15 protein-coding genes and 1 pseudogene are annotated in these 20,165 nt (G+C 72.8%); 9 read left to right on the forward strand and 7 right to left on the reverse strand.

Annotated features, from left to right (window positions below):
* Positions 1-50 precede the first annotated feature (50 nt).
* The 4 genes from ACFYWL_RS20655 (at position 51) to ACFYWL_RS20670 (ending at position 3,916) form a co-directional block, all read left to right on the forward strand.
* Positions 51-896 carry a class I SAM-dependent methyltransferase gene (locus ACFYWL_RS20655; protein ID WP_386974988.1) on the forward strand — a complete coding sequence of 282 codons (846 nt, stop codon included), beginning with the start codon at positions 51-53 and terminating at the stop codon, positions 894-896.
* Positions 897-973: 77 nt separating this feature from the next.
* Positions 974-1,849, forward strand: a complete 876-nt coding sequence (locus ACFYWL_RS20660; protein ID WP_386974990.1) for a family 3 encapsulin nanocompartment shell protein — start codon at positions 974-976, stop codon at positions 1,847-1,849.
* A 10-nt stretch (positions 1,850-1,859) separates the two neighbouring features.
* Positions 1,860-3,170, forward strand: coding sequence for an NAD(P)/FAD-dependent oxidoreductase (locus tag ACFYWL_RS20665; RefSeq protein WP_386974992.1), 1,311 nt, complete (start codon positions 1,860-1,862; stop codon positions 3,168-3,170).
* A gap of 35 nt (positions 3,171-3,205) precedes the next feature.
* Positions 3,206-3,916, forward strand: a complete 711-nt coding sequence (locus ACFYWL_RS20670; protein ID WP_386974994.1) for an aspartate/glutamate racemase family protein — start codon at positions 3,206-3,208, stop codon at positions 3,914-3,916.
* A gap of 53 nt (positions 3,917-3,969) precedes the next feature.
* On the opposite strand, the gene ACFYWL_RS20675 is transcribed toward ACFYWL_RS20670, so the two are convergent.
* A complete protein-coding gene (locus tag ACFYWL_RS20675; protein ID WP_386974996.1) occupies positions 3,970-4,443 on the reverse strand; it encodes an LGFP repeat-containing protein in 474 nt (157 codons plus the stop codon).
* Between the two features lie 157 nt (positions 4,444-4,600).
* The gene (locus ACFYWL_RS20680; protein WP_386974998.1) at positions 4,601-7,258 is read right to left on the reverse strand and encodes a LuxR C-terminal-related transcriptional regulator; all 2,658 of its coding nucleotides are present in this window, start codon (positions 7,256-7,258) and stop codon (positions 4,601-4,603) included.
* 309 nt (positions 7,259-7,567) lie between these two features.
* Here ACFYWL_RS20680 and ACFYWL_RS20685 point away from each other — a divergent pair, with 309 nt between their 5' ends.
* Entirely contained in the window at positions 7,568-8,131 is a 564-nt protein-coding gene (locus ACFYWL_RS20685) for an RICIN domain-containing protein (protein WP_386975000.1), read from the forward strand.
* Between the two features lie 56 nt (positions 8,132-8,187).
* Here the strand turns inward: ACFYWL_RS20685 and ACFYWL_RS20690 are convergent, their stop codons facing one another.
* The 4 genes from ACFYWL_RS20690 to ACFYWL_RS20705 are packed head-to-tail and all read right to left on the reverse strand — an operon-like array spanning position 8,188 to position 14,472.
* A complete protein-coding gene (locus ACFYWL_RS20690) occupies positions 8,188-10,614 on the reverse strand; it encodes a GNAT family N-acetyltransferase (protein WP_386975002.1) in 2,427 nt (808 codons plus the stop codon).
* On the reverse strand, positions 10,611-11,903 hold the full coding sequence (locus ACFYWL_RS20695; RefSeq protein ID WP_386975004.1) for a lysine N(6)-hydroxylase/L-ornithine N(5)-oxygenase family protein: 1,293 nt from the start codon (positions 11,901-11,903) through the stop codon (positions 10,611-10,613). The genes ACFYWL_RS20690 and ACFYWL_RS20695 overlap by 4 nt, the downstream gene beginning before the upstream one ends.
* A gap of 45 nt (positions 11,904-11,948) precedes the next feature.
* Positions 11,949-13,439: a pyridoxal phosphate-dependent decarboxylase family protein gene (locus tag ACFYWL_RS20700; protein WP_386975006.1), complete on the reverse strand. Its 1,491-nt coding sequence runs from the start codon at positions 13,437-13,439 to the stop codon at positions 11,949-11,951.
* Positions 13,440-13,443: 4 nt separating this feature from the next.
* Positions 13,444-14,472, reverse strand: coding sequence for an ABC transporter substrate-binding protein (locus tag ACFYWL_RS20705; protein WP_386975008.1), 1,029 nt, complete (start codon positions 14,470-14,472; stop codon positions 13,444-13,446).
* A 68-nt stretch (positions 14,473-14,540) separates the two neighbouring features.
* Here ACFYWL_RS20705 and ACFYWL_RS20710 point away from each other — a divergent pair, with 68 nt between their 5' ends.
* The 3 genes from ACFYWL_RS20710 to ACFYWL_RS20720 all read left to right on the forward strand — a co-directional run bounded on the left by ACFYWL_RS20710 (position 14,541) and on the right by ACFYWL_RS20720 (position 17,583).
* A complete protein-coding gene (locus tag ACFYWL_RS20710; protein WP_386975034.1) occupies positions 14,541-15,650 on the forward strand; it encodes a FecCD family ABC transporter permease in 1,110 nt (369 codons plus the stop codon).
* Positions 15,647-16,672: a FecCD family ABC transporter permease gene (locus ACFYWL_RS20715; protein WP_386975010.1), complete on the forward strand. Its 1,026-nt coding sequence runs from the start codon at positions 15,647-15,649 to the stop codon at positions 16,670-16,672. The genes ACFYWL_RS20710 and ACFYWL_RS20715 overlap by 4 nt, the downstream gene beginning before the upstream one ends.
* Before the next feature lie 98 nt (positions 16,673-16,770).
* On the forward strand, positions 16,771-17,583 hold the full coding sequence (locus tag ACFYWL_RS20720) for an ABC transporter ATP-binding protein (RefSeq protein WP_386975012.1): 813 nt from the start codon (positions 16,771-16,773) through the stop codon (positions 17,581-17,583).
* Between the two features lie 203 nt (positions 17,584-17,786).
* Here ACFYWL_RS20720 and ACFYWL_RS20725 read toward each other — a convergent pair whose 3' ends face one another.
* The gene (locus tag ACFYWL_RS20725) at positions 17,787-18,977 is read right to left on the reverse strand and encodes an ATP-grasp domain-containing protein (protein WP_386975014.1); all 1,191 of its coding nucleotides are present in this window, start codon (positions 18,975-18,977) and stop codon (positions 17,787-17,789) included.
* Positions 18,978-19,676: 699 nt separating this feature from the next.
* Between ACFYWL_RS20725 and ACFYWL_RS20730 the strand changes: the two are divergent.
* Positions 19,677-20,165, forward strand: a pseudogene (locus ACFYWL_RS20730) (non-ribosomal peptide synthetase); the annotation flags it as partial.

Genomic DNA, 20,165 nt, shown 5'->3' on the forward strand with positions numbered 1-20,165 from the left:
ATCCCGGCGGCGGCCTCGCCGGCCGGCGGCACAGCACGAAGGAGTGCGCGATGTCCACGACCAGCCCCACGTTCACCGAGCGGGACGTCTCCGAGTTCTTCGACCAGACCACCCAGACGTACCTCAGCTTCTGGGACAGCGAGGGCGTGCTGCACACCGGCTACTTCGCCGACGACGCCGACACCGACTACCACGCCGCCGCCGACCGCACCTCCGACCTGCTGGCCGCCGAGGCCGGCATCGACGCCGGGTCGACCGTGCTCGACGTCGGCTGCGGCTGCGGCAACTTCCTGCTGCGGCTCGCCGGGCAGACCGGCTGCCGGGGCGAGGGCCTGGACCTGAGCATCGAGCGGGTCCGGTTCGCCCAGGCCAAGCTCGCCGAGCGGGGCACCGCGGGCGTCACCTTCCGGCACGGCTCGGCCACCGCCATGCCGTACGCCGCGGGCAGCTTCAGCCACGTGGTCAGCCAGGACGCGCTGTTCCTGGTGCCCGACAAGCCGCGCAGCCACGCCGAGATGCACCGGGTCCTCGCCCCCGGCGGGATCCTCGCCGTCACCGACTTCCTCCAGCCCACCAGCGACATCGGCGAGGCCGCCCGCCGGCACGTCTACGACCGGGTGCGGTGGAGCGGCGGCTACTCCCTCGACGGGTACGCCGAGGCGCTGACCGCCGCCGGCTTCGAGGTGCTGACCGCCCGCAGCCTCGACACCCACATCCGGCAGACGTACCGGGTGCTCGGCGAGACCGCCCGGCAGCGGGCCGCCACCACCGACGACCCGGCCGCCCGGGAGTGGATCCACGGCTTCGCCGCGTCCTGCGGCGAGATCCAGGCCGCCATCGACCGGGGCGAGTTCGGCTGGGGCATGTTCGTCGCCCGCAAGCCCGCCGCGCAGTGACGACCCGAAGCGCCACGCAGTGACGACCCGACCCGCCGCGCAGTGACGACCCGACCCGACCGAGAGGTGTGCGCCCGATGCAACGAACCGACGTCATCAAACGGACCATCGCCGAGGTCGTCGAGGACCGCCGCAAGCAGCTCTCGCCGGGGCAGGTCTTCGTCGACGCCTTCGCCGAGGGCGGCTTCGACACCCGCGTCGACTACGACGTCACCATCACCGACTCGCTGACCAGCTCCCGGCGCAAGCCGCGCTACCCGTCGCGCAACATGCTCAAGGTGGTGGACCTGTCCCGCGACCCGCAGGAGTTCTACTGGCACGAGAGCCCGGCCCGCCCCGGCGACCCGGCCGTCGACGGCGCGGACCTGCGGCGGGAGGCCGCCAACCACTTCCACCGCTCCCCGATCCCGCCGCTTCACACCACCAAGGCGTGGGTGCAGGTGCCCGACGGGCTGTGGGACGACCCGACGAGCTTCGCCGAGTTCATCAACTACCGGCTGGTGGTGCGGCTCGCCACCGCCGAGAACGTCACCATCCTGCGCGGCGAGGGCGGCCTGCTGACCATGCCGGACATCGCCCGGCTCACCGACCCGGGCCCGTTCGGCTCGACCATCCTGTCGGCCTGCAACGAGGTGGAGCAGAACGGCAGCACCGCCGACGGGCTGATCATCAACCCGGCCGACTACTACCGGCTGCTCGGCTCCGGCACGCTGATGCGCGACGTCGAGGACAACGGCGTGTTCATCGTCCGGACCCGGCTGGTCGACCCGGGCACGGCGATCGTCGGCGACTTCGGCCACGGCGCGCTGCTGTTCGACGCCGGCCGGTCGATGATCTCCTTCGCCGAGCCGCCGCCGGGCACGTTCGCCGAGCCCGGGGTGGCGCTGACCGCCGAGATCTACGAGCGGGTGGTGCTCAACCTGCCCACCTGCTTCTACGTGGTCAGCCTCTAGGGCCGCCGCGATGTCGACGCCGCCCGCGCCGCGCCCACCCGGCGACCGCCCCGACGTGCTGGTCGTCGGCGCGGGCGTCGTCGGCCTGTTCTGCGCCTGGTTTCTGGCCCGCGCCGGGCACCGGGTCACCGTCGTCGACCGGGGCGAGATCGGAGACCCGGCGGCCTGCTCGTCGGGGAACACCGGCTTCGTCGGCACCCAGGGCGCCGCGCCCCTGGCCGAGCCCGGCGTGCTTGCGAAGGGGCTGCGTCACCTGCTCGACCCGGAGAGCCCGTTCCACGTGCGCCCCCGCCCCGACCCGGCCCTGCTGGCGTGGCTGTGGCACTTCCGCCGCCGCTGCACCGAGCAGCACGCACGGGCCGCGTTCGACGTGCTGCTCACCCTCAAGCAGCGCAGCCTCGCCATCCTGCGCGAGGTGTGCGCGACCGGCCCGCTCGCCGACACCCTCACCGCCCAGGGAATGCTGCTGGCCTGCAAGACCCCCGAGGGCTTCGCGGCGGCCCGCGCCTCCGTGCCGGCGGCCGTCGCCCGGGGCGTGCCGCTGCGGGTGCTCGACCCCGGCGAGCTGGCCGCCCTCGAACCGGGCGTCGCGTTCGACGTGGCCGGGGCCCTGCTCAACGCCGAGGGGGCCGCGCTGCGCATCCCCGCGTTCCTGGTCGCGTTCGCCGACGCGCTGCGGGCCGCGGGGGTCGACATCCGCACCCACACCGAGGTACGTGACTTCGAGGTGGCCGGCGGCCGGGTGCGGGCCGTGCGCACCAGCGGCGGCGACCTGCGCCCCGCCGAGGTGGTGCTCGCCGCCGGGGTCTGGTCGGTGGCCTGCGCCCGCCGGCTCGGCGTCGACCTGATGCTCCAGCCCGCCAAGGGGTACGCGGTCGACGTCGCCGCCGGCGAGCGTCCGCCCCGGCTGCCGATCCTGCTCAGCGAGGGCAAGGTGGCGGTCATGCCGCTGGGCGACCGGCTGCGGCTGGCCGGCACCCTGGAGCTGGTGGGCATGGACACCAGCGTCTCGCCGCGCCGCCTCGACGGCATCGTGCGCACCGTCGCGTCGTACCTGCCCGGGCTGGACACCGACCGGCGGGTGCGGGTGTGGAGCGGGCTGCGCCCCTGCACGCCGGACAGCCTGCCGCTGATCGGCCGGCCCGGGGCGTGCCGCAACGTGGTCGTCGCCGCCGGGCACGGCCACATCGGGATGGGCCTGGCCCCGGCCGGCGGCCGGCTCGTCGCCCAGCTCGTCGGCGGCGAACGCCCCGAGTTGGATTTCGCGCCCTTCGCCGTGGACCGCTGGCGGCGTCGCCCGTTCGCCCGGAGGAACCGATGATGCCGTCGCGGCGCAACCGACTCGCGGAGGAACCGATGACCGACGCCCCGATCGGCGTGCTCTGCCTGGACACCTCGTTCGAGAAGATCCCCGGGCACATCCGCAACCCGGCCACCTTCGACTTCCCCGTCGTCTACCGGGTCGTCGAGGGGGCCACGCCGCAGCGGCTCGTCCGGGAGGCCGACCCGACGCTGCTGGAGCCGTTCGTGGCGGCGGCCCGGGACCTGGAGGCCGCCGGGGTCGCCGGGATCACCGGGGCGTGCGGGTTCCTGGTGCTGTTCCAGGCCGAGCTGGCCGCCGCGGTGTCGGTGCCGCTGTGGTCGTCCAGCCTGCTCCAGCTTCCGCTGGTGCACCGGATGGTCGGCCGGCCCGTCGGCCTGCTCGTCGCCGACTCCGCCGCGCTCACCCCGCGCCACCTCGCCGCGATCGGCGCGGAACACGTGCCGGTGCGGGTGACGGGCATGGCCGGGCAGCCGGAGTTCACCGAGGTGATGCTGGAGGGCCGCCGCGACGCCCTCGACGCCGACCGGCTCGAACGGGAGGTGCTCGGCCGCGTCGACCGGCTCGCCCGGGCGCACCCCGAGCTGGGGGCGCTGGTGGTCGAGTGCACCGACCTGGTGCCGTTCGCGCACGCCATCCAGGCCCGCCTGGGCCTGCCGGTGTTCGACATCGTCACGCTCACCACCATGCTGCACGCCACGCTGACCCGCCGCCCGTACCCCCGGCGGCTGCCCCGGCGGGTGTGAGACCTACCGCGGCAGCCATCCCTGGCGATCTGGTCCGGGTTTCGCTGCGCTGGTCAGCACGGATAGTTCCCCCACCGGTCAGCGGCCGTGAGGGTGTGGTATTCCTTGTCCCAGGCGATCCAGCCATTCTGGAAGTTCGACTTCCGCACATACCGCCCGTTCCAGTACGCGTCGTGTTCGTCGCTCGTGGGCGGACCCAGTCGACCGTTCAGCCCGCCGCAGCGGGTCCGCCACAGGCGACCGATCTCTCCCCACGTCGCGAATGCGCGGTTGATGCTGCCCTCCCAGTGCATGAACCCACCCTGGAAGTCCTGTTCACGGTTGCCGCCCCAGCCGTCGTACTCCCAGTTGGTCGGGCAGCCGAGCCCTTCGCCGATGCCCGGGTCGTAGTAGTGGGCGCCGATGGTGCCATAAACGCCAGGCCATGCGGTTCCGCATGGATAGGTGGTGGCGGCATGAGCGGCACCGGGGTTCACGACAAGTGCCGACGACAGCGTGAGCAACGCTGCCAGCGCAGCGATCAGCATCTGCCTTCTTCGCATGCCGAGACTCCTCTCCCTTGGGTTGCAACGATGGCTGAATCATGGGTCGAATGCTTTTCCGGGCCCGTTGCGAACGCATGGAGAAGCTATCCCCGAGCTCCGAGGGACGTCATGAGTGGTGCGGTACTCAGCCTCGTGAGGGCTATCCCAGCGAGGCGGCTGGTCCCTGCGGGTCGGCAAGGTCGCCGGCCCCGTGGTGTCCGCCCAGCACGTCGGCGAGTTCTGCGCGGCCGCCGATGCCCAGCTTGGTGTTGATCCTGTAGAGGTGGTTCTCGACCGTGCGCACCGATACGACCAGCCGGTGCGCGATCTCCCGGTTGGACAGGCCCTGCGCGGCCAGGATGCCGATCTCCCGTTCCCGTTCGGTCAGTGGCAGGGGGTGGACCACGGCCCTTGCCGCGGGCGTCCCCACCCCCTCGCAGTCCTGGATCAACCGTCGCACCCGCGCCTCGGCTCGGAACGCCGCCCCGCGCCGCTGCGCCCTGCGGTACGCGACCGTCGCCTGGGCGGCAGCGTCGGCGGCGGCCAACAGGTCCCCCATTCGTTCCAGTGTGTCCGATGCCGCCTGGAGGGCGTCGCCGTCGCCTGCGGCCAACGCGATCGCGTGCGTGGCTGCGGCCCGGACCCGCGGGCCGTCCACCTGATGGGCCAGCGCGGTCAGCCGCTCGACAGCCGACCGGTCGCCGAGGCACGTCGCCGCGTGTAGGGCCAGGACCTCGTGGGCGGACTGCCCGGTTGCCGCCGCCACCGACGCGGCCTCCCGGGCGAGCGCGATCGCCTTGCTGGACACGCCCTGCGCCGCAGCCAGCCAGGCGTGCGACAGCAGCATGTCCGGTCGGAGGCACTGCATCATCGGGTGCTCCCGGGCGCGTAGCTTCTCCGCTGCCTCCACCGCGGCCGTCAGGTCACCAGTGAGGGCCAGCGCGCGGATGAGCGGGATCAGACATACATGCTCGAAGCCACCAACCCGATCGAACGGCTCGAACCCGGCGTAGGCCTCCCGCAGCCAGCGCAGGGCGCTGGCCGGCCGGCCCTGGGCCAGGAGCACGTCTCCCATCAGCACACTGGCGATCGCCGTCGGCAGCTCCAGGCCCTGGACCGATTCCCAACAACCGTGCGCCACCTCGGCGGCCTGTCCGAGGTACCCGGCCAGGCGCAGGCCGATCAACTGCGCGGTGATCAACGGGAACCGCAGGAAGGCGTACTGCGCCGCACGGCCTGCCGCCGCCGCGCCTACCGTCACCGGAATGGCAAGATCGTCGGCCCGGCCGATGGTGGCCAGGCCGATGGCGTAACCGGTCGTGGCGAGGAGAACGGCTTCGTCGGGCAGCAGCGGCGAGGCAAGTGCGCTCACGGCGGCTTCGATTGCTCGGTTCGGGCGGGCGAGCTGGCCGTCGAACAACGCGCGTAGCGCCATGAGCTGTTGTCGGATGCCGTCCCCGGAGACCTGAGACTCGACGGCATCGAGGAGTGCTTCCGCCTCGGCCGGCCGGGGCGCCATCCACGCCAGGTCGATGGCCCGAGCCATCGTGGCCCGGACCAGCTCGGCGGCTGTCCGGGCACTCGCCGCCAGCATCGCGAAGTCGGCGCCCGAGGGACGGCTCAGCCCGTTGAAGACGCCCATCACTATCATCGATGCTTCGAACCCACCGCCGGCCGCTTCCGCCGCCCGCCCGAGCCGCACGGCCAAGGACAGGTCACATAGCTGGCCGGCGCGACGGCCCGCCTCGACCAGCAGCCGCCAGTCCGGGGCGAGGTCCGAGTCCACGGCCAGCACGGCGCGACGGAGAATGTCGTCGGCCTGGTCATAGCCGGCGTCAGCGAGCGCCCGGCTGACCCATCCGCGGAGCCGCCGCGCCCGCAGGGTCCCCATGCGGGCTCGTCTGACCTCGCCGAAGAGGGGGTGGGCCAGCCTGGCTTCGAGCCGTCGCCCCACCTTCTCGACGCGGATGAGATCGGCCTCCTCGGCCCGTTCGATCGCTGACGGTTCGACGAGCCCGGTGAGCAGGCGAACATCCAGCGGTTCGGCGAGAGCGAGCACGTCAAGCACCAGGCCCTCCGACTCGGTCAACTTGCCCATCCGGGTCGTCACGAGCTCCGTCAGCCCGGGTGACATCAAGCCCTCACCGGACCACCGCCAGACCCCCCGGACCGGCTGCAACCGGCGGGCCTCGACCTCCCCGGCGACGAAGTGCCGCAGGTACAACAGGTTGCCCCGGGCGAAGTCCGATACGCGCCTGGCGGTGGTCCGCTCCACGGGGCCGCCCAGCACCGCCTCCAACAACGATCCGGTCTGCTGCCGCCCGAGCGGCTCCACCTCGAACCGCTCGAAGTGGCTGTCCGCCCACAGGCGGGTGACGAGGTCCGGCGCCGCCTCCCCGGTACGCACCGTAGCCACCACCACCGCCGCGCCCTGCACGACGAGTTGGTGCACCAGGAGCGCCGACATGTCGTCCAGCAGGTGGGCATCGTCGACCCCAAGAACCACCCGACCGTTGCTCGCACCCGACAGGAACGCCCGGACGGCTTCGGTCACCAGCCTGGTCGGGTCGCCACGGAGCCCGCCGAGGAGTCCCGCGAAGGCCCCCAACGCCAGACCGCGGGACGACGCGGTACCGACAACCCAGCGAGTGGTCGCACCCCGCTGCCCCGCAAGCACGACCGCCTCGCGAGCCAGCCTGGTCTTGCCCACCCCAGCCGGTCCAGCCAGCAGGACGCCGTGTCCGGCGTCGGCGCTCATGGCGGCCTCGATCGAACGCAGCTCCGCCCGACGCCCCACGAAGGGCCACGAGAGCTCCATACCGGAAGGCTAATGTCACCGAGGGTGGCGCGACAGTACCGCAACGTGGACTGTTCGAAGTCAGTCGCCTCAGCGACGACACGACCGAGGGCCGAACCACCCGTCGCTATCGACCGTCCCGACGGCATCCCGCCGACTGAGTAGGGCTCTACTCACGACAATGAACCACGCCCATAGATAGCTTGTTGGCGCGCCCAGCTAACCGGTGATCTCTCGACAGGACGGGCAGGACCGGTAAGCCCACGTCTGTTCGTGGCCCATTCCGGACACACGACCGGACACTTCCGAGAAAGGAGTAGCGCGATCACCATGACCAGGATCGGAAGATTCTTTGGGATTGTCGCGACCGTGGCGGCAATGACGATGGCTATTGGTGGGATGACGGTCCACCCGGCCCAAGCGAGCGATGCGGGAGGTTCGGCCCTGGCCATCCTCCCGCCCGGCCAGTACTACCAGATCAGATCCCAGCTCATCTATGATCGATGCCTCGACGTGGCGAACGCCGGCAATGGCGACGGCGTGGCGGTCGTCGCGGCGAACTGCTGGAACGCCGCTCACCAGAAGTGGCGCTTCGCCCACATCTCCGACGGTTACTACGAGCTTCATCCGCTGAACAGTCAGAGGTGTCTCGACGTAGCGGGCTCGGGTCTTGATCAGGGTGCCCCCGCCATGCAGTGGGGATGCTGGGGCGGCGCCAAGCAACACTGGCGGCTCGCCGAGGTCGGCAACGGCTACTACGAGATTAGGAACCAGCTCACCCAGAGGTGCCTGGACATCAGCGGCAGTGGCCTCGACCCCGGCGCCCGGGCGATGATCTGGGACTGCTGGGGCGGAGCCAAGCAGCGTTGGTTCCTGGCGCCGGTCGCCGCCTGAGCCCCCGTGTCGGACGCCGAGCGGGCCTGTCGTCGACAGGCCCGTTCGGCGAATGATCACGAACGAATCGTGTCCGTCACGGGTCCGACCGTCGTCGGTGGGACGAAGCGGCGGGCGTACGGGGCGATGGGGTTGGCCAGGGCGCCGGCGAACTGGAGCGCCGCCGACGGGTCGGACAGGTCCACCATCTGCTGGTTGTCGCGCAACTGGAGCCGGTTGAGGCAGGAGTGCGCGAACTCCGGCGCGAACAGGTCGTAGCGGGCCAGCCGGTCGGCCAGGTGCGGCACCCGGGCGGCGTAGTCGGCCGCGCAGTCGGCGACCGTACGCCAGAACTCCTCCTCGGTGAGCAGCCCCGCGTCGGTGAAGACCACGTTGAGGTGGCGCAGGAAGCAGGAGAACACGTCGGTGAAGATCGACAGGATCTTCTCGTCCTCGGGGATGTTCGCCCGGACCCGGTGCACCGCCTCGGGCAGGTCCGCGTCCGGGTCCATCACCACGATCTCCTCGGCGATGTCCTTGAAGATCGCCCGCTCCACCGCCCCGTCGCGCAGCACCAGGATGACGTTCTCGCCGTGCGGCATGAACGCCAGGTCGTAGGCGTAGAGCGAGTGCAGCAGCGGGGTGAGGTAGGCGTCGAGGTAGCGGCGCAGCCACACCGGCGCGGCCAGCCCCGACTCGGCGACCAGGGCGGCGGCGAACGACCCGCCGGCCGAGTCGACGTGCAGCAGCGACGCCATGGTGGCCAGCCGCCGCCCCGGCTCCAGGCCCGGCACCGGGCTCTCCCGCCACAGCGCCGCCAGCATCTTGCGGTACGGGGAGTACCGGTCGGTGGCCGCCTCGAAGCGGCGGTTGCGGTACCCGATCGCGGCCCGCTCCCGCAGGATCGTCAGCCCGGTGGACGTGAGCACCTCGTCGCGGGCGATCAGGTCGGCGAGCCAGTCGTTGATCGCCGGGGTGGCCTCCATGTACGCCGCCGACAGCCCCCGCACGAAGCCCATGTTGAGCACGGACAGGGCCGTCTTGACGTAGTGCCGCTGCGGCTGGGTGACGTTGAAGAACGTCCGCACGGACTGCTGGGCGAGGTGCTCGTCCGGGCCGGGGCCCAGGCAGACCAGGCGCTGCTCGGCCACGTCGGCGGCGAACGTGACGGCGAGGCGGTTCCACCACTGCCACGGGTGCACCGGCAGGTAGAGGTAGTCGGCCGGGTCGAGGCCGAGCCCGGTGAGCGTGGCGGCGAACCCGGCGAGCGCGTCGTCGCCCAGCTCGGCCCGGTACAGGGCGTCCGCGTCGGTGTCGGCGGTGCAGGTGAAGGTGGTGTGGTCGCGGTGCGCGGCGAGCCAGAGCAGCCGCACGGGCCGGCCCGCCTCGGGGGCGTACCGGTGATATTCGTCGATGCCGAAGCCGATGCGGCCGTTGTTGGCGACGAAGCCGGGGTGACCCTCGGTCATCCGGGTCTCGATCGTCTGGAAGTCGGCGCGGGCCAGCTCGGCGGCGGGGATCTCGGGCCGGTCCAGCTTGTACGCCCAGCCGGCCAGGGTGGAGGTGATCTCCTCCAGGTAGACCGGCAGCACCCGGTCGGTGAGGCCGAGCGCGCCGCGCAGCTCCACGCACAGGTCGAGGGCGTCCAGGGGCAGCGGCACGCCGTCGCGGCTACGGGTGATGCTGGCCGGGTCGATGTGCCAGTGGTCGAGGGCGAGCCGGCGGGCGGCGAACCGGTAGGTGACAGTGCCGTCGTCGCTGGTCACCTCGTACGCCATGGAGTCACCGGCGGCGACGCCGACGGGCTCGGGGGTGAGCAGCCGCTCGTGGGAGAACTCGGCGAGGGCCTTGCGCACCAGCAGCCGGTTGGCGCGCGCCCACGTGTCGGGGGTGAGGTGGGCGACGGCGTCCTGCGGGTCCACGGTGTCCGGTCCTTGGGGTTGAGCTGCGGTGGCGGCGGCGAACCGGGCGCGGGTGCAGAAGGAGAGCAGGCCGGTCTTGGCGGGCAGCGCGACGGTGCCGGCGGGGGTGAAGCCGACGGCGGCGTTGAGGGCGTGCACGGCGGTGTTGCGCACGTCCGGCTCGACGACCACCCGGCGGTGCGCGGGGTCGGCGAACAGCCACGCCATGACGGTGGTGATGACGGCGCGGGTGAAGCCGGAGACCGGGGTGTCGGTGGGCGCGCAGAGGAAGTGCATGCCCACGTCGCCGGGGCGGGCCGGGTAGCGCCCGGCCAGTTCGACGCGCGCCGGGTCGTAGCGTTCGACGAGGAACGCGGGCTCGCCGCGCCACAGGCCGACGAACGCGTCGTGGTGCGGGTCGGCGGCGATGCGGGCGTACTCGGCGGCGACCCGGGCCACGTCGGCGTCGCCCATCAGCCAGAACGCGGCCTTCGGGTGGGTCACCCAGGAGTGCAGCAGCGCGGCGTCCGCGGCCGGGTCGAGGGTACGCAGGGCGAACTCGCCGAGCCGGGGGTCGGTGCGGGTGTAGACGATCTCCGTCACGCCCCCACCCCCGCCGGCACGCCGAACTCCTGGAACGCGATGCGCCGCTCCACCGGGTAGGGCTCGCGGCCCAGCAGCTCCCGGATGATCACCGAGTTGCGGTACGGGCCCATGCCCAGGTCGGGCGAGGTGACGCTGTGGGTGTGGGTGCCGCCGTTCTGCAGGAAGATCCGGCCGGCGTGGTCGACGCGGTAGTCGCGGGCGACGTCGAGCCGGCCGTGGGAGTCGAAGCGCAGCAGGTGGCGCACCGGGTCGAGGAAGTCGGGCACCTGGAAGCGGTAGCCGGTGGCCAGCACCAGGCCCTCGGTGGTCAGGTCGAACTCGCCGCCCTGCTCGACGTGGCGCAGCCGCAGCGCGTACCCGCCGTCGACCTGCGCCGCGCCGGTCACCTCGGTGTTGGTGAGCAGCCGGGTGTCCACCGCGGCGGCGACGCTCTTGGCGTACAGCAGGTCGAAGATGTCGTTGATCAGGTCGGCGTCGATGCCCTTGAACAGGCCCTTCTGCTCGGCTTCGAGGCGGTAGCGGGTGGCCTCGGGCAGCGCGCGGAAGTAGTCGACGTAGTCCGGGGACGTCATCTCCAGGGTGAGCTTCGTGTATTCCAGGGGGAAGAACCGGGGCGAGCGGGTGACCCAGTTCAGCCGGTAGCCGTACGTGTCGATGTCGGCCAGCAGGTCCTGGTAGATCTCGGCCGCGCTCTGCCCGGAGCCGACGACGGTCACGCTGCGGCGGCGGCGCAGCGCGTCGCGGTGCGTCACGTAGTCGGAGGAGTGCACGACGCCGTCGCCGCCCAGCCCGGCGCAGGCCGCCGGCACGTGCGGCGGGGTGCCGGTGCCGAGCACCAGGTTGCGGGCCCGGTGGGTGACGGTCTCGCCGGTGGCGGTGACCGTGGCGGTCACCGCGAACACGTCGTCGGCCGGGTCGTGGGTGACGGCGGTGACCCGGTGGCCGAGGCGCACGCTGGTCAACTTCTGCACCGTCCACCGGCAGTACGCGTTGTACTCGCTGCGCAGCGGGTGGAACCGCTCGCGGATGTAGAACGGGTAGAGCCGCCCGGTCTCCTTGAGCCAGTTGAGGAACGAGTACGGCGAGGTGGGGTCGGCGAGGGTGACCAGGTCGGCCAGGAAGGGAGTCTGCAACCGGACGTTCTCCAGCAGCATCCCCGGGTGCCAGTCGAAGGTGTCGCGGGCCTCCAGGAACAGGCAGTCCAGGTCGGACAGCGGCTCGACGAGGCAGGCCAGGCCCAGGTTGTACGGGCCGAGCCCGACGGCGACGACGTCACGGGTGGGCATGGGGTCGCTTTCTGCGCGGGGTCGGGGGGTGGGCACGGTCGCCGGTCAGCCGACCGGGCAGGGGGCGACCGCGGCGGTCCGCTCGCCCACGTACCGGTCGGCGTGCGCGGCGATCAGGTCGACGACGTGCGCCACGTCGTCGAGGGTGGTCTCCGGGTTGAGCAGGGTGAACTTGAGGTACTGCCGGCCGTCGACCCGGGTGCCGGCGACGACCGCCGCGCCGGAGGCCGCCAGGGCGTGGCGGGCGTGCCGGTTGGCGTCGTCGGCGAGGTGGCCTGCCGGGGCGGGCGGCAGGTAGCGGAACACGACGGTGCTCAGCGTGGGCCGGGTGACCACCTCGAAGCGGGGGTCGCCGGCCAGCAGCCGCCACGCCCCGTCGGCCCGGTCGATCACCTCGTCGAACAGCGCGCCGACCGCGTCGGGGCCCATCATCCGCAGAGTCAGCCACAGCTTCAGCGCGTCGAAGCGGCGGGTCGTCTGGAGGCTCTTGTCGACCTGGTTGGGCAGCTGCTCCCCGCTGGCGCGGGGGGCCGGGTTGAGGTAGTCGGCGTGGTAGGTGGCGTGCCGCAGCACCTGCCCGTCGCGCACCAGCAGGGCGCTGGAGGAGACCGGCTGGAAGAACGACTTGTGGTAGTCGACGGTCACCGAGTCGGCGCGTTCGATGCCGGCGAGCAGGTGCCGCCGGGTGGGCGAGACCAGCAGCCCGCAGCCGTACGCGGCGTCGACGTGCAGCCGTGCCCCGGCGGCGGCGCACCGGTCGGCGATGGCGTCGAGGGGATCGATGGAGCCGAAGTCGGTGGTGCCGGCGGTGGCGACGACCGCCATCACCGTGAGCCCGTCGCGGTGGCAGCGGGTCAGCTCGGCGTGCAGCGCGTCGGGGCACATCCGGCGGTCGGCGTCGGTGGGCACCGTACGCACGGCGTCGGCGTCGAGGCCGAGCAGGGTGGCGGCCTTCTGCACGCTGAAGTGCCCGGCGGCGGAGGTGAGCACCCGCAACCGGGGCAGCAGCTCCCGGCGGGGGGTGGCGGCTCGGGCGCACGCCTCCTCCCGGGCCAGCAGCAGCGCCTGGAGGTTGGACTGGGTGCCGCCGCTGGTGAAGACGCCGTCGGCGGCCGGGCCGAGGCCGATGCGCCGGGCCGTCCAGTCGACGAGGCGGCGCTCGATGAGGGTGCCGCCGGCGCTCTGGTCCCAGGTGTCCAGCGAGGAGTTCACGGCGGTGAGCACGGCCTCGCCGAGCAGCGCCGGGATCACCACCGGGCAGTTGAGGTGGGCCAGGTAGCGGGGATGGTGGAAGTAGACGGCGTCGCGCAGGTACACCTCCTCCAGCTCGTCGAGGGCGGCGGTGGCGTCGGCGAGCGGCCGGTCCAGGTCGACGGCGGCCACGGCCGGGGCGAGCGCGGCCGGGGTGACACCGGTGAACGGGCGGTCGGTGCGGGCGATGCGGCTGCCGACCCGGTCGATCCCCTCGGCCAGCACCCGCCGGTAGTCCTCCGCGGTGCCGGTGGTCAACAGGTGGGAGCGGGGGGTGCCCGCCACGGCGTCAGCTCACCTTCTTCGCGGCGCTGATGGCCTTCGCCAGGTTCTCCAGCAGCGGCGCGGCGCCGGCGTAGGAGAAACGGGGCACGGCGTCCCACGGGGTGACCTGGTTGGCCTTGACGGCCGGCAGCGCCGCCCAGGTGGGCTTCTTCGCCAGGTCGGCCGGTTGCAGGGCGGTGGCGCGGTTGTCCAGCAGGATCAGGTCGGCCGGGAACTTGTCGGCGTTCTCCCAGCTCAGGGCCTCGAAGTAGTCGCCCTGCTCCAGCTTCGTGGGCACCACGATGTCGACGCCCAGCTCCGCGAAGTACATCAGGTCGGTGCTGACCTTCGGGTTGGAGGCGTAGAACACGTCGGGGCTGCCGGACGCGGCGAGGACCTTGATGCCGGGGTTGGCCTTGACGGCCTGCCGGACGCTCTCGGCCGCCGCCTCGAACCGGGCCTTCGCGTCGGTGACCTTCTTGGCCTTCAGGTCCACGCCGAGTGCGGCGGCCAGCTCGGCGTACCGCTCGATGGGCCGGTTCATCGGCACCCGGGCGGTCTGGATGGCGACGGTGGGCGCGAGGGCGAGGATCTTGTCCTTGCTCTCGTCGGGGACGTACCAGAACGCGCCCGGGTCGTACATGTGGGTGACCAGCAGCTCGGGGCGCAGGGCGGCGTACTTCTCGATGCTGAACTCGCCCCAGACGTTGCCGAGCACGGTCACCTTGCCGACGTCGAGGTCGCCGGCCTGCGGCTCCTTGGAGCCGTCGGAGCGGGTGGTCTCGCCGAACACGCCGACGAGCTGGCTGTCGAGTCCGAAGTCGACGAGCGCGGCGGCCACGCCGGTGAAGGCGACCACGCGCGTCGGGGTGGCGTCCCGGGTCACCTTCTCGGGCCGGTCGTCGGTGAACGACCAGGGCCCGCCGTCGCCGGCCGGCGACGCGGAGTCGTCGTTGCCGCCGCAACCGCCGAGCAGGGCGCTGACGGCGAGGGCGCCGCCGGCGGAGAGCAGGCCGCGGCGGGTCAGGCGCGGGCGGGACACGGGTACGGGCATGACGGCTTCTTTCCGCTCCGGGGTGGTCCGATGACCAAGGGCGAGGTTAAGTTACCCTAACCTAAGTTATTGTCAACAGCCCTCGGCGATCGATTCCCACCACACAGGAGCCTCCGCTGTCCGTCACCGACCCGTCGCCGACCGCACCCGCGCCGGCGGCGACGCCCCCCGCCCCGCCGCCGCGACGCGGCCGGCCAGCAGCCCGGCTCGCGGGGCTGCTGGCCGCGTCCGCCCTGCTCATAGCCGTGTGCGCGGTCAGCCTCGCCGTCGGCGCGCGCCAGCTCGGCCTCGCCGACGTCTGGGCGGGGCTGTGGGACCCCGCCTCCCCCGCGCACGCGGTGGTGCACCAGATGCGGCTGCCGCGCACCCTGCTCGGCCTGCTCGCCGGGGCCGCCCTCGGGGTGGCCGGCGCGATCATGCAGGCCGTCACCCGCAACCCCCTCGCCGACCCCGGGCTGCTCGGCATCAACGCCGGCGCGTCCGCCGCCGTGGCCAGCTCCGCCGCGTTCCTCGGCGTCGCCACCGTCGGCGGGTACGTCTGGTTCGCCCTGGCCGGCGCGGCGGCCGTCACCGCCCTCGTGTACGCCGTCGGCGGCGGTCGGGGCGCCACCCCGGCCCGCCTCGCCCTCGCCGGCGCGGCCCTCAACGCGGCCCTCTACTCCTACGTCAGCGCGGTGATGCTGCTCGACGCGGCCTCGCTGGAGAAGATGCGGTTCTGGACCGTCGGCTCGCTGGCCAGCGCCGACCTCGCCACGGTGACGCGGGTGCTGCCGTTCGTCGCGGCCGGCCTGGTGATCGCCCTCGCGGCGGCCCGCCCGCTCAACGCCCTCGCCCTCGGCGACGACCAGGCCCGCGCGCTGGGCGCCAACCCCGCCGTGGTCCGCGCCGCCGTGATCGTCGCCGTCACCCTGCTCTGCGGCGCGGCCACCGCCGCCTGCGGGCCGCTCGTCTTCGTCGGGCTGCTCGTGCCGCATCTCGTGCACGCCCTCACCGGACCGGACCTGCGCTGGCTGCTGCCGGCGTGCGCGCTGCTGGCGCCCGTGCTGCTGCTCGGCTCCGACGTCGCCGGCCGGGTGCTCGGCCGCCCCGGCGAACTCCAGGTCGGCATCATGACCGCCGTGCTCGGCGGGCCGCTCTTCCTGCACCTGGTCACCCGCACCCGGGCGGTGCGCGCGTGAGCGTCGTGCGCTTCCGCCACTGGTCGGTGCGGTTCCGGGCCCGCGCCCTGCTCGTCGGGCTCGGCTGCGCCCTGGCCGCCGGCGCGCTCGGCGTCGCGTCCATCGGCGGCGGCGACTACCCGATGAGCCCCGCCGACGTGCTACGCACCCTCGCCGGAGGCGGCACCCCCGCCGAGGACTTCATCATCGGCGAGCTGCGGCTGCCCCGGCTCGTCACCGCACTCCTCGTCGGGGCCGCCCTCGCCCTCGGCGGCGCGATCTTCCAGGCCCTCGTGCGCAACCCGCTCGGCAGCCCCGACATCCTCGGCGTCACCCAGGGCGCGGCCACCGGCGCGCTCGTCGTCGTGGTCGTCGGCGGCGGCACCCTCGCCCTGGCCGGCGCGGCCGTGGCCGGCGGGCTGGCCACCGGCGTCCTGCTGTGGGCGGTGGCCTGGGCGCGCGGCGCGCACGGGCACCGGCTGATCCTCGCCGGCATCGGCGTCGCGGCGATCCTCACCGGCGTCAACGGCTGGCTGCTGACCCGCGCGCAGCTCATGGACGCCGCCCGCGCCGTGCTCTGGCTCACCGGCAGCCTCGACGGGCGCGGCTGGGCGCAGGCGGTGCCCGTCGCCGTCACCCTCGCCGTGGCGACGCCGGTGGTGCTGTTCGCCTGCGGGCCCGCGCTGCGGATGACCGAACTGGGCGACGACACGGCCGCCGCGCTCGGCGTGCCGGTGCGGGGCCTGCGCACGACGCTGCTGGTCGCGGCGGTGCTGCTGGTCTCCGTCGCCGCCTCGGCCGCCGGGCCGGTCAACTTCGTCGCGCTCACCGCGCCGCACCTGACCCGCCGGCTCACCCGCGCCCCCGGCCCCAACCTGGCCGCCGCCATGGCGCTCGGCGCGGCGATGCTGGTCGCCGCCGACCTGGTCGCCCAGCGCGGCTTCCCCGGCCACCAGCTCCCCGTCGGCGTCGTCACCGGCGCGCTCGGCGGCGGCTACCTGGTGTGGCTGCTGGCCACCGAACGCCGCGCCGGCCGGCTGTAGTAAGGAAGGGCACCTTGTTAACGCATTCTGTAGAGGAAGGGCCCCTTATTAACACCCGCCCGGCCCACCTTCCCCCGACAGAGAACGGAGCACCGCCCATGCGGCCCGGCACCCCCCGGCTCAGCGGCGACGGGCTGACCCTCGCGTACGACAGGCGGACCATCGCCGAGCGGCTCACCGTCGCCGTGCCCGACCGGTCGTTCACCGTCGTCATCGGACCCAACGCGTGCGGCAAGTCGACGCTGCTGCGGGCGCTCGCCCGGATGCTCAAGCCCACCGCCGGCACCGTGCTGCTCGACGGGCGCGACATCCACGCCCAGCCGGCCCGCCGCGTCGCCCGTACCCTCGGCCTGCTCCCCCAGACCTCCGTCGCCCCCGACGGCATCACCGTCGCCGAGCTGGTGGCCCGGGGCCGCTACCCACACCAGGGGCTGCTGCGCCAGTGGTCCCGCGACGACGAACGGATCGTCGGCGAGTCGATGGCCGCCACCGGCGTCGCCGACCTCGCCGACCGCCTCGTCGACGAGCTGTCCGGCGGGCAGCGGCAGCGGGTGTGGATCGCCATGGCCCTCGCCCAGCAGACCGAGCTGCTGCTGCTCGACGAGCCCACCACGTTCCTCGACATCGCCCACCAGATCGAGGTGCTCGACCTGTGCGCGACGCTGCACGAACAGCAGGGACGCACCCTGGTCGCGGTGCTGCACGACCTCAACCAGGCCGCCCGGTACGCCAGCCACCTCATCGCCATGCGCGACGGGCGGGTGGTCGCCGCCGGCCCGCCCCGGGAGATCGTCACCGCCGACCTGGTCGAGCGGGTGTTCGGGCTGACCTGCCGGGTCATCGACGACCCGGAGACCGGCTCGCCGCTCGTGGTCCCGGCGGCCCGCCGCGTGCCCACCCCACGCCCCTAACCGCCCCGCCCCCGCCCGCCTCCCCCTCCCCCATTCCCCTCCCCCTCCCGCCCCCACCGACCCGCGTGATCAAGAGGTTTGCGTCACGGCAGGGCCGGACGATGACGCAAACCTCTTGATCAACGCGTGCCGTGGGGGCGGGAGGGGGGCGGGCGAGGCGGGAGGGGGAGGCGGGAGGGGATGGGGGCCAGGGCGTCAGGGGGTCAGGGGGTCAGGGCGCGTTGGATCTGGGAGATCAGCACGCCGCAGGCGTACCGGTCGGCCCCGCCCACCATGCCGAGGATGGTCGCCGGGTGCGGGCCGTTGTCCGTCTCCGCCGGGTCGTAGTGCATGAACACGACGAGCTGCCCGCGATCGACGAACGGGGCGAGGAGCGGCTCGGCGTCGAGGCCCGGCGCGAGCGTGAAGAAGCTGGTCATGGCGCACGGGTGCTGACCCAGCAGGGAGCTGCGGTGCAGCACCGACGTGGTGGCCGCGCTGACCCGGAAGTTCGGGTCGATGACCCGTAGCTCGCCGTTTCGGCCGACCCCGGCGTCGAAGGAGCAGTACCCCCGGTACCCGAGGGCGCTGGCCTTTCGGACCCCTGCCGTCAGCGCTTCGATCAGCTCCGGCGGCGGTTGGTCGTCGTCGAGCACGCAACCGACCCACGTCGAGGTGGGCTGCGGAAGGTGTACGGACGCGCCGAAGTACTCGACCGAACCGCTCTCCGTCACACCGAACTGGAGCCCCCAGACCGTCCGGAAGGGGACCTCCTCCTCGACGATCCACCGGTCACTCACCTGCTCCAGCTGCTGGAACAGCGACCGGTTGAGCCGGTCCTGCAACCGCCGGGTGAAGATCGCGATCCCGCTGTAGACCTCGGTGCCGGCCGGCTTGAGCACCGCCGGCCGGCGGTCGGCGCGTACGATCTGCCGCACCTCGGCGGGGGTGGCCACCTGCCGGCGCGGCAGGAACTCCGGCGCGATCAGGGTCTCCAGGACCGTCTTGTTGTTGAGCCGGGCCAGCAAATCCGGGGCGACCCGGGCCGGCGCGGCCCGCAGTTGCGGGTCCTGCGGGGGAAACTGGAACTCCAGCAGCTCGCCCCGCCGGGCGGCCTCCCGGGCGAGCTGCACCGCGTGTTCGCCGGAGCGATACTCACGCAGGTCGCTCGGCGTCTTGAGGCCGCACCGGCTGAGCAGGCGCAGCGACTTGTCGGCGCTGGCCCCGCTGCTGCAGATGACCGCCGACTGGTGCGGCAGGGTCAGGTGGAGGCCGGTGACCATGTCCAGCCCGTTGTGCAGGCCCGCGCCCACGCTGGTGAGATAGCGGCTGCCGGCGGTCTCCACCGGGCTGGGTGGCCGGGCCAGGACCACCCCGTCGTGCGCGAACACCTGTACCTGGATAGGCACATCCATTGGATCTCCTGACATGCCGGCCCCCCACAGGGAGCCTCGGGGTGTGGCAAGAAGCCCGATACGCCACGGCCACGAACTGCGGTGCACGTGGCGGGTGAGGCATGGCGTACCGGTCCTGATGAGGCTGCTCGGCCACGAGAGTCGGGCGCGCCGCGTGCACCGGCCGGACGGATCCGGGCTGGACCGGCCGAATAGCGACTGGCTTGTGGTCAGCGCTGCGCCGGCGCGGTACACACCAGCAGCCGATGTGTGATCAAATGTGTGATCAACCCGTCACCGGCTGCGTCATGATCGACTCATGATCGGTGAAGCATAGTCAGCGCCCTCCGGGCGCGCGGATGGGCCGGACAGCCGAGTGCGACCGGCCCGTTTCGCCACCGCCGCGCTAGGGGTCGAGCGCACCCGAATTCTAGGGGTGTACGCCGCTTGGCCGGGCTCCGTAGCGTCGGGCCCCGTCGGGTCGTCGTTCCCCCGCACCGCACCGGACCGGGAACGGATGTGGGCGATCGTGGGCCCGCCCGCGACCGGAACATGGCGTGGGCAGGTCGTTCGGCGGTGGCCCGGCACCCCTGCGGTACGTCCATCCACGACACGTCCCCGCCACGACACGTCGTGCTGCGGTACGTCCGCGCCACGGCCGACCGGCCGCCTCGGCCCTCGCCTCTCCCGGTCGTCCCCATTCACTCGGAGGTTGGGTTCATGCCTGTTGGGTTCGCTGATGGCGCGGTGGACGCCGGGGGTCTGGACCTGGTGGGTGATCTGCGGCGGCCGGTGGTGTGGCCGGCGCGGGCGGGTTCGGTGTCGTGGGTGGTGGGGTGGCCGGCGGGTGTGGCGGGTTCGGGTGTCGTGGTGGTGGCGGGGTTGGTGGGTGTGTTGGCGCGGTATACGGGTCAGTCGGAGGTGGTCGTCGGGTTGGCCGGTGGTGGTGTGCTGCGGGTGGATGTGGGGGGTGATCCGGGGTTCGGTGAGTTGACCGGTCGGGTGAGTGCGGCGTTGGCGTCGCCGGTGGTCGATGGTCCGGCTGGTCCGGTGGTGCTGCATGTGGTGGACGGGCCGGTGTCCGAGGTGGGGCCGGATGTCGTGGGTGTGGGGCTGGTGGTGTGGGTGGCTGGGGATGGTTCGGGGCTGCGGGTGGACTTTGCGGTGGAGGAGTTTTCGGCTGGGTGGGTGCGGGGGTTTGTGGATGCG

It is taken from the genome of Micromonospora sp. NPDC002575 (assembly GCF_042889525.1).
Taxonomy (GTDB): Bacteria; Actinomycetota; Actinomycetes; order Mycobacteriales; family Micromonosporaceae; genus Micromonospora; species Micromonospora carbonacea.